Source organism: Tabrizicola piscis, from assembly GCF_003940805.1.
GTDB lineage: Bacteria > Pseudomonadota > Alphaproteobacteria > Rhodobacterales > Rhodobacteraceae > Tabrizicola > Tabrizicola piscis.
Window position 1 is genome coordinate 2,260,823 of record NZ_CP034328.1, and the last position, 14,857, is coordinate 2,275,679.

Sequence of the window (14,857 nt, forward strand, 5' to 3'; positions counted from 1 at the left end):
GCACCCCTTGGGAGAGGGGGATAAGGGAGGAACGCGTGACCGCACTGCTGGCGCTTTGCCACGGGTTGGGGCTTGTGAACGGCGCGCTTCTGGCGATTGGCCGCTGGATCGGGGCTGTGTGCCTTGGGCTGATGGTTGTCGTGATCCTTGCGCAGGTCTTCTACCGCTACGCCCTGAACAACGCCCTGCCCTGGCCCGAGGAAGCCTCGCGCTTCCTGATGATGTGGTCCACCGGCCTGATGGCCCCCACGGCGTTCCGGCGTGGGGGATTTGTCGCCATTGACATGATCATCCGCCTGCTGCCGCGCATGGTGGCAACCGGGCTGTCGGTCTTCCTGATGGGGGTCACCATCCTTGTCCTGTGGATTGCGCTGGGCATTGGCTGGTCCGAGGTCACAGGCATCGGCGGTCGGTTTGAAACGGATTCGCTGCGCGTTCCCGTCAGCCTTGATCTTGTGACCTGGATGAAGGTGCCGAAGTCCTGGATGATGGCGTCGATGCTGGTTGGCGTGGCGCTGCTGCTGTTGGTGGCCGTCGAACTGGCCTTGCGCAACCTCTATGCGCTTGTTCGCGGGCCAGAGGGGCTGCGCGACATTCCCGATACGGTGATGCTTGGATCGGGGGCGGAATAGATGCTGAGCTTCTTCCTCCCCTTGTTCCTTGTTTTCCTGATGCTGGGCCTGCCGGTGGTCTTCGGCCTTCTCGCCGCCCCAGCCATCCTGCTGTGGCTGAACGGGCAGGAACGCGACATCGTCCTGCTTTATCGCAATGTTTATGAGGGAATGAATTCCTTCCCCCTGATGGCGATCCCCTTCTTCATGCTGGCGGGGGAGCTGATGAACCGCGGTGGCATCAGTGCGCGGATCGTGGGCTTTGCCCAAGCGATGGTCGGGCATTTCCGGGGCGGGTTGGCACAGGTGAACGTGGTCGACTCGATGCTGTTTGCCGGGATTTCGGGGTCGGCGGTGGCGGATGTCTCGGCCCTTGGGTCGATCATCATTCCGCAGATGGAAAAGAAGGGCTACCCCAAGCCCTTTGCCGCCGCGATCACCGCAGCCAGCGCCATCATCGGCCCGATCATCCCGCCGTCGGGGATCATGATCATCTACGCCTATGTGATGGGCGAAAGCGTCGCTGCGCTGTTTCTGGCCGGGATCGTGCCGGGCGTGCTGATCGGGATCGCGTTGATGATCACGATCAAGCTGATGGCCAACCGCTACAATTTGCCTGAGGCCATGCCGCGTGCCAATTGGGGCGAAGCTGCGCGGGCGGGGGGCGCGGCTTTCTGGCCGCTGATGACCCCGGTTTTGTTGATGGGCGGCATCCTGTCGGGCGTCTTCACGCCCACCGAAGCGGCGGCTGTCGCGGTGGGCTACAGCTTCTTCATCTCGATCTTCGTGCTGCGTACCCTGACATGGCGCGATCTGCCGGGGGTGCTGACCCGGGCAGGGATCACCAGTTCGGTGGTCATGCTGCTGGTTGGTGCCGCGATGGCCTTCAAGACCGTGGCGGCGCTGGCCCATACGCCAGAGCTTCTGGCCTCTACCCTTCTCAGCATCACGGAAAACCCGTTGCTTCTGCTGCTTTTGGTGAACCTCTTGCTGTTCATCGTGGGCATGTTCCTTGATGCTGGCCCCGCGATCATCATCCTTGGCCCGATCCTTGGGCCGATCTTCGTGTCTTTGGGCGTGGACCCGGTGCATTTCGCCGTGGTCATGGTGGTCAACCTGACCGTGGGCCTGCTGACGCCGCCGATGGGGCTGGTGCTGTTTGCCACCTCTGCCGTATCGGGCCTGCGGGTGGAAACCATTTCCCGCGCCGTGCTGCCGTTCCTGCTTGTCGAGTTTCTGGTGATCCTTCTGATCACCTACATCCCCGCCATTTCCCTGACCCTGCCGCGTTTGGCCGGGTTCGTGGACTGACCTTTCCACCCCAAACAAGAATCCAACGGGAGAAAATCATGCTACAGAAAACCCTGAAGTCACTGGTTCTGGCGACACTTCTGGCGGGCACCGCCAGCATGGCGTTGGCGCAAGAGATCATGCTGCGCGCCACAGCCAACTCCAACGAACAGGATGAGGATTATGACGGCCTCGTCGTGTTCAAGAACTATGTCGAGAATGCCTCGAACGGGGCAATCGGCGTGGAAATCTTCATGGGCACGCAGCTGTGCGGCAAGGGCGATGAATGCCTTGCGGGCGTGGCTGATGGCACCATCGACATCTATATTTCCACCTCGGGCGGGGCGGCGGGCCTGTTCCCCTATATTCAGGTCCTCGACCTGCCTTACCTGATGAGCGATGACCGCGTGGCCGAAGAGGTGCTGACCGGCACCGACTTTACCGCCAAGCTGCGGGCCATGGCGCTGGCTGACAGCGGCGACACGATCCGCCTGATGACCATCGGCAACACGGGCGGCTGGCGGAACTATGCCAACACCAAGGGCCGGATCGCCGCGCCGGCGGACCTTGCAGGCCTGAAGATGCGCACTGTCCCGGCCGATCTGCCGCAGACGCTGGCCACCACTTTGGGAGCCTCGCCCACGCCGATCCCGTGGCCGGAGCTGTTCACCTCGCTGCAGACCGGCGTGGTTGAAGGCACGGCGAACGGCATCACCGACATCATGTCAATGAAGTTCACCGATGCGGGGATCAAGTATCTGACGCTGGATGGCCACAGCTACATGGGCGCCTTCTGGTGGATGGGCAACAACCGGTTCAAGTCGCTTACGCCGGAACAGCAGCAGATCGTGGTTGATGGCTTTGCGGCGCTGCAACAGGCCACCTTCGCCTCGCCCAAGCGCAAGGAAATTCAGGCCTATGCTGATTTCCGCGCCGCTGGGGGCGAGATCTATGTTCCCACCGCCGAAGAAAAGGCAGCCTTCAAGGCCGCTGTCGATCCGGTGTTCGAATGGTTCAAGGGCAACGTGAAGGGCGGGCCGGAAGTGCTTGACGCCTTCACCGCCGCCGTTGCCGAAGCGGAAGCCGCCGTTGCCGCCGACCGCGCGGCGGAACTGAACTAGGTACAGCCGCGCCCCGTGCCCTAGGCAAAGGGGGCGCGAGCCAGCCACTCCATAAAACCGTTGCAGGCCGGGTGCTTCACCCGACCTGTGCTGTTTCATGCGCGGCCAATCAGGCTGCAGCTTCAGGCTGCTGTCGGCCTGATCTGATGTGATCTGATGGGGTTGCCAGTGGCGACATTCGACCGCAGCGTGAGACACAAGGCATCGGCCTGACCGCTTGCACCTAGTTCGCTGCGGATCGGGGTTCGTTCAGGGAGGAACGGATTGAGTCTGGATCATATTGGCATATCGGCAGATGTTGTCAGCCTTGGCGCCGCAAATAACATGAAGGCACCCACATGACCGCCCGCCCCATGCCTTTCGTCCCGCGCGACTACAGCCTGACCGGGCCCGAGAACGCCCGCGCGGTTGAGGCTGGTCTGGCCTCGGCCGAATGGTATCATTCGGACGTGCCGCGCAAGGTGATGAAAGACCTGATGCAACGCCGCGACGGTCCTGCCCTGCGCGATACCGCGATCTGGTTGGGGTTGCTGGTCGCCTCGGGCGCGGGCGGGGTGGCAACCTGGGGCACTTGGTGGGCGGTCCCTTTCTTTCTGGTCTATGGCGTTCTCTACGGGTCGGCCTGCGACAGCCGCTGGCACGAATGCGGGCATGGCACGGCGTTTCGGACGTCGTGGATGAACGATGTGGTCTATCACTTCGCCAGCTTTCTGGTGATGCGCAATCCCGTCAGCTGGCGGTGGAGCCATGCGCGCCATCACACCGATACCATCATCGTCGGGCGTGACCCCGAAATCGGCCATTTCCGCCCACCGCAACTGATGCTCGCCGCGCTGCATTTCGTCGGGATCCCGGATATCTGGCTGCATTTCCGGATCCTCGCCCGCAATGCCATGGGTATAATCACTCCCGATGAGGCGGACTACCTTCCGGAAAGCGAGCGCCCCAAGGCAATCCTTGCGGCGCGGATTCATGTCGCGATCTATGCGGCGGCGGTGATCTGGGCCTTGGCCTCGTGGTCGCTTCTGCCGCTGATGCTGATCGGCGGGCCGCGGATTTATGGCGCTTGGCACATGGTGATGACCGGCCTGATCCAGCATGGCGGGCTGGCCGAGGATGTGCTGGACCACCGCCTGAACAGCCGCACCGTCTATATGAACCCGATCAGCCGATGGATCTATTGGAACATGAATTACCACATTGAACACCACATGTTCCCGATGGTGCCCTATCATGCGCTGCCCCGCCTGCATGCGCTGATCAAGGATGACCTGCCGCCGCCAGACCCGTCGATCTGGGCCGCCTACAAGGGGATGATCGCCACGCTGTGGCGGCAGCGGACCAACCCGGGCCACACCCAGTTCCGCGCTTTGCCACCCAGTGCGCGGCCCTACCGCGCCGATCTCCATCAGTTCGACGTGCCGGAAAGGGGTGTCGCATGACCCAGTGGATTCCGGTCTGCGCGGTTGACGACATCGACCCCGAGGATGTGATGCGCTTTGACCATGCGGGCCGGACGTTCGCCGTCTACCGATCCGCCAAGGGCGAGGTTTTTGCGACCGACGGGCTTTGCACGCATGAACAGGTGCATCTGGCAGATGGGCTGGTCATCGACGACACCATCGAATGCCCCAAGCACAATGGCCGCTTCAACTATCGCACAGGTGCGCCGCTACGGGCCCCGGTCTGCGTGGCGCTGGCGACCTATCCGGCACGGGTGGTGGACGGAAGGATCGAAATTCAGGTCGGTGGGGCCGCATGACCCGCCGCTGTCCCACCGTGGCCGATCTGAAGGCCGACAAGGGCAAGGGTCAGAAGACCATGCTGCGCTACGTCACCCTGGATGAGGCAGCGGCAGCCGAGGCTGCAGGGATCGACATCGCCTCGGTCCCGCCTGACCTTGTGACCGATCCGCGCTACCGTCAGGCCGCGCCCGGCATTTTCAGCATGACCGGCAAGGCCCACCCCGAGGCGGGGACGCCCGATGACTACCTGCGCTTCTGCGGGCAGATGCTGCAAGCGGGGGCGGATGCGCTTTACTGTTCGGGCAGCTTGCAGACGGTGGAATATCTGGCGCGGGAATATGTGCCGGTCGTCGGCCATGTGGGCCTTGTCCCCAGCCGCGCCACCTTTACCGGCGGTTTCCGCGCGGTTGGAAAATCCGCCGATCAGGCGATTGCCCTGTTCCACGACTGCCGCCGCCTGCAGGAGGCCGGTGCTTTTGCCGTCGAAATCGAGGTTGTCCCTGTCGAAGTCGCAACTGCGATAAGCGCGCGGCTGGACATCCTGCTTTGGTCAATGGGCGCTGGCCCCGCCTGCGATGCCCAGTATCTGTTTGCCGAGGATATCCTTGGGACAAACCGCAGCCGCCTGCCCCGGCACGCCAAGGCCTACCGCAACTTCGCCGCCGAGTATGACCGGCTGCAAGCCGAACGGATCGCCGCCTTCACCGAATTCCGCGCCGATGTGGACTGCGGGGCCTTTCCCGAGGCCGCCCATGTCGTCACCATGGACCCAAGGGAGCATGACGCCTTCCTGAAGGGAATCGCTGGATGAAACTGGGGTTGGAAGACAAGGCGGTGGTTGTCACTGGCGCCGCTAGTGGCATTGGTGCCGCCATTGTCCGTCTTTTGGCCGCTGAAGGCGTCGGTGCGCTGGTGCTGGTAGACCGGGATGGGGATGGCGCCGGGCGGATGGCGGCAAGCCTTTCCGTGCCAGGCGAAGTCGTCGTGGCCGACCTGACCGACCCCGCCACCCCGGCGACAGTTGCTGCCGCCGCCAAGGCCCGGTTTGGCCGGATCGACGGTTTGGTCAATGCGGCAGGGCTGACCACACGCGGATCGGTTGCCACCGGTCAGCCCGAGGTCTGGGACAGCCTGTTTGCCGTCAATGCGCGCGCGGCATTCTTCCTGATGCAGGCAAGTGTCAACGACATGTTGGCGCGTGGGGCCGCGGGGTCCATCGTCAACATCCTGTCGATGAACGCGCTCTGCGGCTCTCCTGATCTTGCGATTTACGCGGCCAGCAAGGGCGCGCTGGCGACGCTGACCCGCAACGCGGCGCATGCCCATATGGCTGACCGCATCCGGGTGAACGGGATCAACCTTGGCTGGGTCGCCACGGAAAGCGAACGGCGGATGCAGGCGGATCAGCTTGGCCATGGGGCCGGGTGGCTGGCCAAAGCCGAAGCCGCGATGCCGCTGGGCCGGCTTGTGACGGCCGAGGAATGTGCAAGGCTGGCGGTCTTTCTTCTGGGCGATGCCTCGGTCCCCATGAGCGGGGCGTTGATCGACCTGGAACAGAAAGTCGTGGGGGGTCTTTAGCCATGGCTGGCAATTCACCCGGCGACACAAGGCCACCCCGCGATTTTGATGCCCTGCGCGCCGATCTTGCCGCCCGGTCCGGCAGCCTTAGCAAACGGCTGGCGCAAGTGGCGCAGTTCTTTCTCAACCATCCGGAGGAGGTGGCGGTCACCACGCTCACCCGCCTTGCCGATCAGGCGCAGGTGCCCCCCGCCACGATCACCCGTTTCGCCAAAGAGCTTGGCTTTCAGGGCTTTGCCGACCTGCAGCTGGTGTTCCGGGAACGTCTGCTTGGCCCGCGCCTGCCCTATGCCGAACGGATGGCCCAACCGGGGATCGGTGATGCCGACCTTGACCAGCCCGGCCATGTCTTCGGCAGCTTTGTGCAAGCTGCTGTCCAATCGCTTCTTCGTATCGAAGAGGCGCTGGACCGTGACGCGCTGACCGCCTTTGTCGAGGTGCTGGCGGCAAGTGAAGTCGTACATGTCGCGGCGGCGCGGGGGGCCTTTGGGCTTGGGGCCTATACGGTCTACGGGCTGGGCAGCATCGGCCGCCGGGCGCATCTGGTGGACAATCTGGGTGCTATGCGGGCGATGCAGGTGCAGGCCATCGGGCCTGCCGACACATTGCTGGTCATGACCTTTGACGACTACACCCCCGAAACGGTTGAGGTGGCAAGCCTTGCGTCCAGCCGGGGCTTGCGGGTGCTGGCGATCACCGACAACGCGCTTAGCCCTGTGGCCGGGCTGGCGAGCCATGTCCTTTATGTCAACGAAGCGCGGCTGGGCCATTTCCGCAGCCAGGTGCCGGCAATGGTCGTGGCGCAGACGCTGATCGTGGCGCTGGGCCGCAGGCTGGGTTCGGTTGAGAATAACCAAAACGCAGAAACTGATAAATCCATTGCATCGACTCGGGAACCCGGCAAGGATGGCGGCGGGAGGAGATCATGATGCACACCCGCTTTGACTTTGCCGGGGCCGAGGTTCTGGTCGTTGGCGCCAGCCGCGCCGGGATTGGCGCCGCGATTGCCCGGGCGTTCCAGGACGCGGGCGCATCGGTCGCCATCACCGGGGCGGAACCGGAACCGGCCGAGGAAGATCGGGGGCGCTTTGCCTATACGCAGCTTGACGTGACGGATGGGACGGCAGTGCAGGCCTTGGCCGAGGCGACGCCAAGGCTCGACATCCTGATCAACTGCGCCGCAATCACCGCCCGGGGAGAGGAGATGGCCCCCGCCTTCTTCCAGCATGTGGTTGATGTGAACCTGCACGGCACCTTTCGCACGGCCGAGGCGTTTCATCCCCGGCTGAAGGCGGCCAAGGGCGTGCTGGTCAACATCGCGTCGATGTATGCGATGTTCGGCAGCCCCCGGAACCCGGCTTACGGCGCCAGCAAGGCTGCCGTAGTGCAGCTGACCAAATCGCTGGCCATCGCCTGGGCCGGGGATGGCATTCGCGTCAATGCAGTCGCCCCCGGCTTCATCGTCACCCAGCAGTCTGCCCGCAGCCGTACCGACCCCGCGCATGTGGCTGCCGTCAACCTGCGCACGCCCATGGGCCGCTGGGGCGAACCTGAAGACATTGCAGGCCCCGTCCTGTTCCTTGCCTCGCAGGCTGCAGGCTTCATGACCGGCACCTGCCTTGCCATTGACGGAGGGTATTCCATTGCGTGACATCGGCGCTGCCGTCATCGGGACCGGCTTCATCGGCTCGGTCCACCTTAACACCCTGCGACGCCTTGGGGTGCCGGTCGCGGGCGTCCTCGGCTCCAGCCCCTCGCGGGGGGCCGAGCGTGCCAAGGCGCTGGGCGTGCCCCGCGCCTACGGCTCCTTGGACGAGTTGCTGGCAGATCCGGCGGTTCAGGTGGTCCACGTCACCTCGCCCAACGTGGCCCACTACCCGCAGGTCAAGGCAATCCTTGGCGCCGGAAAGCACGTGATCTGCGAAAAGCCGCTGTCGATGACCTCGGCCCAGTCGGCGGACATGCTGGCCCTTGCCCGCGCGTCCGGCAAGATCGCTGCGGTCTGCTACAACACGCGCTTCTACCCCCTGAACCAGCACGCCCATGGCATGATGTCAGCAGGAGAGTTGGGTGACCTGCGCCTGATCACCGGGCAGTTCCATCAGGACTGGCTGGCCAAGGAAACCGACTGGAACTGGCGGCTTGAGGCGGATGAGGGTGGGCCCCTGCGGTCGGTCAGCGATATTGGTACGCATTGGGTGGACCTGACCAATTTCATCACCGGGCAAAAGCCCGTGGCCGTTATGGCCGAACTTGCGACCTTCATCCCTGAACGGCAAAAGCCGCTTGGCCCGGTGGAAACCTTCACCACCGCAACGGGTGCCACGGAAACCCGAAAGATCGCCACTGATGACGCTGCGACCATCCTGCTGCGCTATGGCAACGGCGGGCGCGGGGTGCTGACCACCAGCCAGATCAGCCATGGCCGTCGGGGTCTGCTGACCTGGGACATTTCCGGCTCCAAAGCCTCGGCCGCGTGGAGCGCGGAAGCGCCGGAAAACCTGTGGATCGGCCATCGGGAGGCCCCAAACCAGATCCTTCTGCGCGATCCGTCGCTGATGAACCCCTTCGGCGCGGCGGCTTCTGGCATGCCCGGCGGTCACCCGGAAGGCTTTGCCGACACCTGGGCCGCGTTCTTCAGCCAGGTCTACGCCGATGTTGCCCGGGGCAGCAGGGGTCCCCAGTCCACATGGGCCTCGTTCGAGGACGGGCATTATGAAATGCTGTTCTGCGACGCCGTTCTGGAAAGCGCCGCACAGGGCACTTGGGTCAACATTGCGGGGGGCAACTGATGCAACTGGGTATTCTGACCGCACCGTTTGCCGACACTCCGCTTGAAGGCGTTGCCGATTACGCGGCAAGCGCCGGGTTTCATGCGTTGGAGATCGCCTGCTGGCCTGCTGCCGGGGGCGAAAAGCGCCGCTATGCCGGCACCGCCCACCTGCCGATCGAAGACATGACCCCCGCGCGCGGCGGTGAGATCATGGGGATGCTTGCGGCAAAGGGGCTTACCGTGTCGGGCCTAGGCTACTATCCCAACCCCCTGCACGCCGATGCTGCCCACCGCGAGGCGGTGATCGCCCACCTGAACCGCGTCATCACGGCAGCCGGGATGATGGGCGTCAAGGTCGTCAACACATTCCTCGGCGGCGACCGGACCCTGACGGTTGACCAGAACTGGACCCGAGCCACGGAAATCTTTGCCCCCATCGTCGCCCATGCGCAGGCCAATGGTGTGACGCTGGCGTTTGAAAACTGCCCGATGATCTTTTCGCATGATGAATGGCCGGGCGGGCATAACATCGCCTATTCGCCGATCGTCTGGCGCCGGATCTTCGAAACCTGGGGCGACGCGGTCGGCATGAACTATGACCCGTCCCACCTTGTCTGGCAGATGATCGACGCCGCCCGGTTCGTGCGCGAATTCGGCCCCCGCATGGTGCATGTCCACGCCAAGGACCTGATGATCGACCGGGACGGCCTTTATGACCACGGCATCCTGTCGGCCGGGATGGGCTGGCAGGTGCCAAGGATGCCGGGTCTGGGTGAGGTGGATTGGCCAGGCTTCTTCGCGGGCCTCTACCGCGCCGGATACGATGGGCCGGTCATCATCGAACACGAAGACCGGGATTTCGAAGGCAGCGACGACAAGGTCAAGCGCGGCTTTGCACTGGCGCGCGATATCCTTTCGCCCTTCATCAAATGATCCCGTACCGCGCCAGCACGCCTTGGACGCGCGCCTCAGGCGCGGGTGGTGCTGTCGCGGATCACCAGCTCGTAGGGCAGCTGTACCGAGGCTGGGGCCGCGCCACCGATGATCTCCAGCAACAGCCGCATGGCGGTGGCCCCCATCTCGGCGCGGGGCTGGCGGATTGTGGTCAGCGCCGGAATGCAGGATTGGGCAAAGTGGATGTCGTCGAAGCCGACGACCGACACATCGCGCGGCACCCGGACCCCTGCCGCATAGGCGGACGCCAGAAACCCCATCGCCATCTCGTCATTGGCAAAGAACAGCGCGCTGGGGTGTGGATCGAGCGCCTGAAACCGCTCGAACGCCGCGCGCCCGCTGGCAAGGCCGAAGTCGCCCGGGAATTCCAGCCCCGGGTCCAGTGTCAGCCCCGCCTCGCGCAGCGCACGGCGATAACCGCGCAGGCGCTGTTCGGTCAGTACGTTGCTTACCGGCCCGGCGACATGGGCAATCCGGCGATGTCCCTGGGCGATCAGATGGCCCACCGCCGCTGCCGCCGCCGCCTCGTTGTTGATGGACACGGTGACCGGCCCGCTGTCCGGCCCCACCTCGGAAATTGTCACGATGGGCGGCAGACCCACAGCGTTGCGCGTGGGAATGTCGAACCACGCCGCCTGTGGATCGGCCAGCAGCAACGCCCCATCGGCCCGCCCGTTCAGCAGATAGCGCACATAGGCATCCTCGCGCGCCTTGATGCGCCCGGTATCGCCGATCAGCATGGTCAGCCCGGCGGCCGAAGCTTCGGCCTCGATCCCGCCCAGAATCTCAGAGAAGAACGTGTTCCCGATGTCCGGCACCACGACCAGCACGGTATTGGACCGGCGCTGCCGCAGGGACTGCGCCGCCGCGTTCAGGTTGTACCCGGTCTGCCGCACCGCGCTCAGCACCCGCTCGCGCGTTTTGACGGCCACGACGTCCGGCATGTGCAGGCAGCGGCTGACCGTAGCGATCGAAACGCCGGCGATCCGGGCAACATCCTCGATGGTCGGGCGGCTCATGTCGGCTGGGTTCCTTGGTGGCAGATCGGGTGTATAGTTTCCCTCTCACCTGCCCGTGTAAAGCTTTACATATTCGATGAAAAGGATTACATCAAAGAAAAAGCGCCTCGCCAACGGTGAAAGCGCAGAAGGCCGCCCGTGGCGAAGCGGGCGCAGGATGACGTGAACGACTGCAAACGATCTGGGAGGATCACCATGAAAAGACTGTTGCTTGGAACCGCCATGGCCATGGGCTTTGCCGGGATGGCCGCCGCCGAAGGTTACAAGATCGGCATCTCGAACACCGTGCAGGGCAATGGCTGGCGCGAGCAGATGGTCTGCGCCATGAAGGCCGAAGCCCTTGCCTCCGGCAAGGTCGAAAGCCTGAACATCGCCCACCGCAACACTGACGCGGCTGGCCAGCTGGAAGACATCCGCAACCTGATCCAGGCCGGTGTGCAAGCCATCGTGGTGAACCCGTCGAACAGCGAAGGGATCAACTCGGCGATCAAGGAAGCCACGGATGCGGGCATCGTTGTCGTTGCCGTTGACCAGGCCGTGACGGAACCTTCGGCCTACATCCTGTCGAACAACCAGGAGCAATATGCCTACCTTGGCGCCAAGTGGCTGTTTGAAACCATGGGTGGCGAAGGCGCCGTCGTCTACATGCGCGGTGCCGCTGGTGCTGGCGCGGACAATGACCGCGACGTGGGCTTCAAGCGCGCGATGGCCGAATTCCCGAACATCACCATCGCTCAGGAAGTCTTCACCGGCTGGCAGCAAGACCAGGGCAAGCAGCAGATCAATGACATCATCGCCGCCGGCGTGCCGTTCCAGGGCGTGTGGACCAGCGGGATCGACAACGTGATCGTGGATGCCTTTGTCGAATCCGGCGCGCCGCTGGTGCCGATCGTGGGTGCCGACAACGCGGGCTTTGTCGGCCAGCTGTCGTCGGTCGAAGGTCTGCAAGGTGCTGCCGTCACCAACCCCGGGTCGGTTGGCGGCGCTGGCGTGGCGCTGGCGATCCAGATCCTTGACGGGCAGATGCCGGCCGAGAAAACCGTGCTCGTCGACCCCGCGCTTTGGGAGAACGTGACCGAAGAAGGCAAGGCGAACCTCGCCGCAGCCGCAAACCCGAACCTGTCGCCGGAATGGCCGGTTTCGGTGTCGATTGACGGCTGGACCACCTACACGATGGATCAGATCATCGCCTGCAAAGGCCCGGGCGAGTGATCCTGCCCACCTGACCCAGACGGCCCCCGGACAAGCTTCGGGGGCCATTTTCGCACAGGAAAGCCTTGCCATGACCCCAGCCCCCGCGTCCCCTGCGGCCATGCTTGATGCGCGCGGCGTCGCCAAGAATTTTGGCGCGGTGGTTGCGCTGCGCGATGCCTCGCTTCTGGTGGCACCCGGGCAGATCGTGGCGCTGATGGGGGCCAATGGCGCGGGAAAATCCACCTTCGTGAAGATCCTGACCGGAGCGTTGAAGCCAGACGCGGGCCAGGTCCGCATCCGGGGGCAGGATAGCACCGTCGCCTCGCCAGCCGGGGCGCGGCGGTCTGGCCTTGTGCCGGTCTATCAGGAACCGTCACTGATCCCCGATCTGTCGGTGGCTGACAATCTGCGGCTGGGCGACACCCCTGTTGACCGCTTTCGCCATTGGGTGTCCGAACTTGGCCTGCCAGACTTGCGCCAGGATGCGATGATCCGGTCCTTGCCGCTTGCCGCGTTGCGGATCGTTGACCTTGCCCGCGCGCTGGCCGTTGAACCGGACGTTCTGCTGCTTGACGAGATGACTGCCGCCCTGCCGACCAATCTGGTCGACCGTGTGCTTTCGGTCGTGCGGGCGCAGGCTAATGCCGGGCGGTCGGTCATCTACATTTCCCACCGCTTTACCGAAATTGCCGCGATCTGCGACCGCGCCACCGTCTTGCGCGACGGGCTGACCGTGGGCGATCTTGCCATCGAGCCCGGGATCGAGGACCGGATTGTCGAGATGATGCTGGGCGCGGGTGTGGCTGCGGCTGCAGCAACGCGGAACGCTTCACGGTCATCTTCGCAGGGCACCCCGCGCCTGAAGGTGCGTGGCCTTGCCACCGGCACGCGGTTGACAAATGTCTCGCTTGATCTGCGGCCGGGAGAGGTGCTGGGCGTCGTCGCACTGGAAGGACAGGGGCAGGACGAACTGTTTGACGTCCTTGCCGGGAACCGCCGCGCCACGGCCGGCACGGTCGAGGTGGATGGCAAGCCGATGACCTTTGCCCACCCCGCCGATGCCATTGCTGCGGGGCTGACCCTTGTGCCGGGTGACCGGGCGCATGCGCTTTTGATGCAGCGGTCGGTGCGGGAAAACATAGCACTTCCGCTTCTTGCCCGGTTTGCCAATTGGGGCGGTATCTCGATGCGGGAGGAGCAGACCCGCGTGGGGGCCGCCATCGAGCGGCTGCAGATCGACACCCGCGCGCAGGGTGAGGTGCGGCGGCTGTCCGGCGGCAACCAGCAAAAGGTGACCATTGCGCGCTGGATTGCAAAAGGGGTGCAGACGCTGCTGCTGTTTGACCCTACCCGGGGCATCGACATCCGCACCAAGCGGCAGATCTATGCGCTGGTCCGCGATCTGGCGGATCAGGGGGCTGCGGTGCTGTACTATACCTCGGAACTCGCCGAGGTTCGGCTGGCCTGTGACCGGGCGGTGGTGATCTTCAATGGTCGGGTGGTCGATGTGATGGACGCCGCCGATGCCGATGAGCCGACGTTGATGCGCGCGGCCTATGGCCTGACCGAAAAGACGCCAGAAGCAGCGGGGGCCGTCGCATGACGCGGGTGATTGCGGCAAATGCCTGGACCGCCGGACTGGCGGGGTTGCTGGTGATCCTGTTGCTGGTCACCAAGGTGATCCAGCCGGATTTCGGGGCTTCCGGACTGGACAATCTGGCGCGCTCGGCCTTGCCCTTTGCGCTGGCGACGGTTGGCATGGCGGTTGTGGTCATCGCGGGTGGGATTGACCTCTCGATTGCTGCGATGATGGCTGTCGCCAGTGTTACGGCGGCCGTGCTGATGGATGGGGCGGGAGCCGACCCTGACGCGGGGCAGGCGGTCCTTGCCGTTGTTGCCGTGCTAGCGGTTGGGCTTGCGATGGGCGCGCTGAATGGGGCGTTGATCGTGGTGACACGGGTCCCTGACATCGTGGTCACGCTGGCCATGCTGTTCGTCTGGCAAGGTGTGGCCCTGTTGATCCTGAACGCGCCGGGTGGCGGGGCGTCCCCATGGCTGCGGGCGCTGATCGTGGGCGGCGTCACGCTACCCGGAGTACCTGCGGGCCTGACCGAGTGGATGCCGCGCGGCTTCGTGTTTCTGGCTGTGGTGGTGGCGGCGATCTGGTGGCCAATCCGGCGCAGCAAGCTGGGCCTGATGTTCTACGCCGTCGGGTCCGACCCGCAGGCGGCCTACCGGTCGGGCGTTCCTGTCGGCCCGGTGCGGATCGCGGCTTACGCGGTTTGCGGGCTGTTCGCAGCCCTTGGCGGGTTGGCGGTGACCATGGCCACCGGCATTGGTGAGCCGATCCCGGGGCCGTACCTTCTGGCTTCGGTTGCGGCGGTTGTCCTTGGGGTGTCGTGCTTGGTGGCGGGCGCGGCACGATCCTTGGCCCGATCCTGGCCGTGCTGGTTCTGCGGCTGGTGCGGATGGACCTGACCCTGCTGTCGGTCGACCCCAACGTGGCCGCCATTGTCGAGGGCACAATCATGGTCGTCGTCGTGATGTTCGGGGCGGTGCTGGCAACGCGGGG

General features: G+C 64.5%; 15 protein-coding genes. 14 read left to right on the forward strand and 1 reads right to left on the reverse strand.

Annotated features, from left to right (window positions below):
• The first annotated feature begins 35 nt into the window (after window positions 1-35).
• From EI545_RS11025 to EI545_RS11075, 11 genes are all read left to right on the forward strand, one after another.
• Window positions 36-632: a TRAP transporter small permease gene (locus tag EI545_RS11025; RefSeq protein ID WP_174258176.1), complete on the forward strand. Its 597-nt coding sequence runs from the start codon at window positions 36-38 to the stop codon at window positions 630-632.
• Window positions 633-1,922 (forward strand): TRAP transporter large permease, encoded by a 1,290-nt coding sequence (locus EI545_RS11030; RefSeq protein WP_125325526.1) that lies wholly within the window; start codon window positions 633-635, stop codon window positions 1,920-1,922.
• Between the two features lie 38 nt (window positions 1,923-1,960).
• Window positions 1,961-3,022: a TRAP transporter substrate-binding protein DctP gene (gene dctP, locus EI545_RS11035; RefSeq protein WP_125325527.1), complete on the forward strand. Its 1,062-nt coding sequence runs from the start codon at window positions 1,961-1,963 to the stop codon at window positions 3,020-3,022.
• Between the two features lie 338 nt (window positions 3,023-3,360).
• The gene (locus EI545_RS11040; protein WP_125325528.1) at window positions 3,361-4,464 is read left to right on the forward strand and encodes a fatty acid desaturase family protein; all 1,104 of its coding nucleotides are present in this window, start codon (window positions 3,361-3,363) and stop codon (window positions 4,462-4,464) included.
• A complete protein-coding gene (locus tag EI545_RS11045) occupies window positions 4,461-4,784 on the forward strand; it encodes a MocE family 2Fe-2S type ferredoxin (RefSeq protein WP_125325529.1) in 324 nt (107 codons plus the stop codon). The genes EI545_RS11040 and EI545_RS11045 overlap by 4 nt, the downstream gene beginning before the upstream one ends.
• Window positions 4,781-5,578, forward strand: a complete 798-nt coding sequence (locus EI545_RS11050) for a 3-methyl-2-oxobutanoate hydroxymethyltransferase (protein WP_125325530.1) — start codon at window positions 4,781-4,783, stop codon at window positions 5,576-5,578. The genes EI545_RS11045 and EI545_RS11050 overlap by 4 nt, the downstream gene beginning before the upstream one ends.
• Window positions 5,575-6,345, forward strand: coding sequence for an SDR family oxidoreductase (locus EI545_RS11055; protein WP_125325531.1), 771 nt, complete (start codon window positions 5,575-5,577; stop codon window positions 6,343-6,345). Before EI545_RS11050 ends, EI545_RS11055 begins: the two co-directional genes overlap by 4 nt.
• A gap of 2 nt (window positions 6,346-6,347) precedes the next feature.
• A complete protein-coding gene (locus EI545_RS11060) occupies window positions 6,348-7,274 on the forward strand; it encodes a MurR/RpiR family transcriptional regulator (protein ID WP_164517271.1) in 927 nt (308 codons plus the stop codon).
• Window positions 7,271-7,996, forward strand: a complete 726-nt coding sequence (locus tag EI545_RS11065) for an SDR family NAD(P)-dependent oxidoreductase (protein ID WP_216842437.1) — start codon at window positions 7,271-7,273, stop codon at window positions 7,994-7,996. The genes EI545_RS11060 and EI545_RS11065 overlap by 4 nt, the downstream gene beginning before the upstream one ends.
• Window positions 7,989-9,137 (forward strand): Gfo/Idh/MocA family protein, encoded by a 1,149-nt coding sequence (locus EI545_RS11070; protein WP_125325533.1) that lies wholly within the window; start codon window positions 7,989-7,991, stop codon window positions 9,135-9,137. Before EI545_RS11065 ends, EI545_RS11070 begins: the two co-directional genes overlap by 8 nt.
• On the forward strand, window positions 9,137-10,051 hold the full coding sequence (locus tag EI545_RS11075; RefSeq protein ID WP_125325534.1) for a sugar phosphate isomerase/epimerase family protein: 915 nt from the start codon (window positions 9,137-9,139) through the stop codon (window positions 10,049-10,051). The genes EI545_RS11070 and EI545_RS11075 overlap by 1 nt, the downstream gene beginning before the upstream one ends.
• Window positions 10,052-10,086: 35 nt before the next feature.
• Here EI545_RS11075 and EI545_RS11080 read toward each other — a convergent pair whose 3' ends face one another.
• On the reverse strand, window positions 10,087-11,091 hold the full coding sequence (locus EI545_RS11080) for a LacI family DNA-binding transcriptional regulator (RefSeq protein WP_125325535.1): 1,005 nt from the start codon (window positions 11,089-11,091) through the stop codon (window positions 10,087-10,089).
• Window positions 11,092-11,286: 195 nt separating this feature from the next.
• On the opposite strand from EI545_RS11080, the gene EI545_RS11085 reads away from it, so the two are divergent.
• From EI545_RS11085 to EI545_RS11095, 3 genes are all read left to right on the forward strand, one after another.
• Entirely contained in the window at window positions 11,287-12,303 is a 1,017-nt protein-coding gene (locus EI545_RS11085) for a substrate-binding domain-containing protein (RefSeq protein ID WP_125325536.1), read from the forward strand.
• Between the two features lie 100 nt (window positions 12,304-12,403).
• Window positions 12,404-13,888, forward strand: coding sequence for a sugar ABC transporter ATP-binding protein (locus tag EI545_RS11090; protein WP_245989952.1), 1,485 nt, complete (start codon window positions 12,404-12,406; stop codon window positions 13,886-13,888).
• A complete protein-coding gene (locus tag EI545_RS11095; RefSeq protein WP_245989953.1) occupies window positions 13,885-14,763 on the forward strand; it encodes an ABC transporter permease in 879 nt (292 codons plus the stop codon). The genes EI545_RS11090 and EI545_RS11095 overlap by 4 nt, the downstream gene beginning before the upstream one ends.
• The last annotated feature ends 94 nt before the right edge of the window (window positions 14,764-14,857 follow it).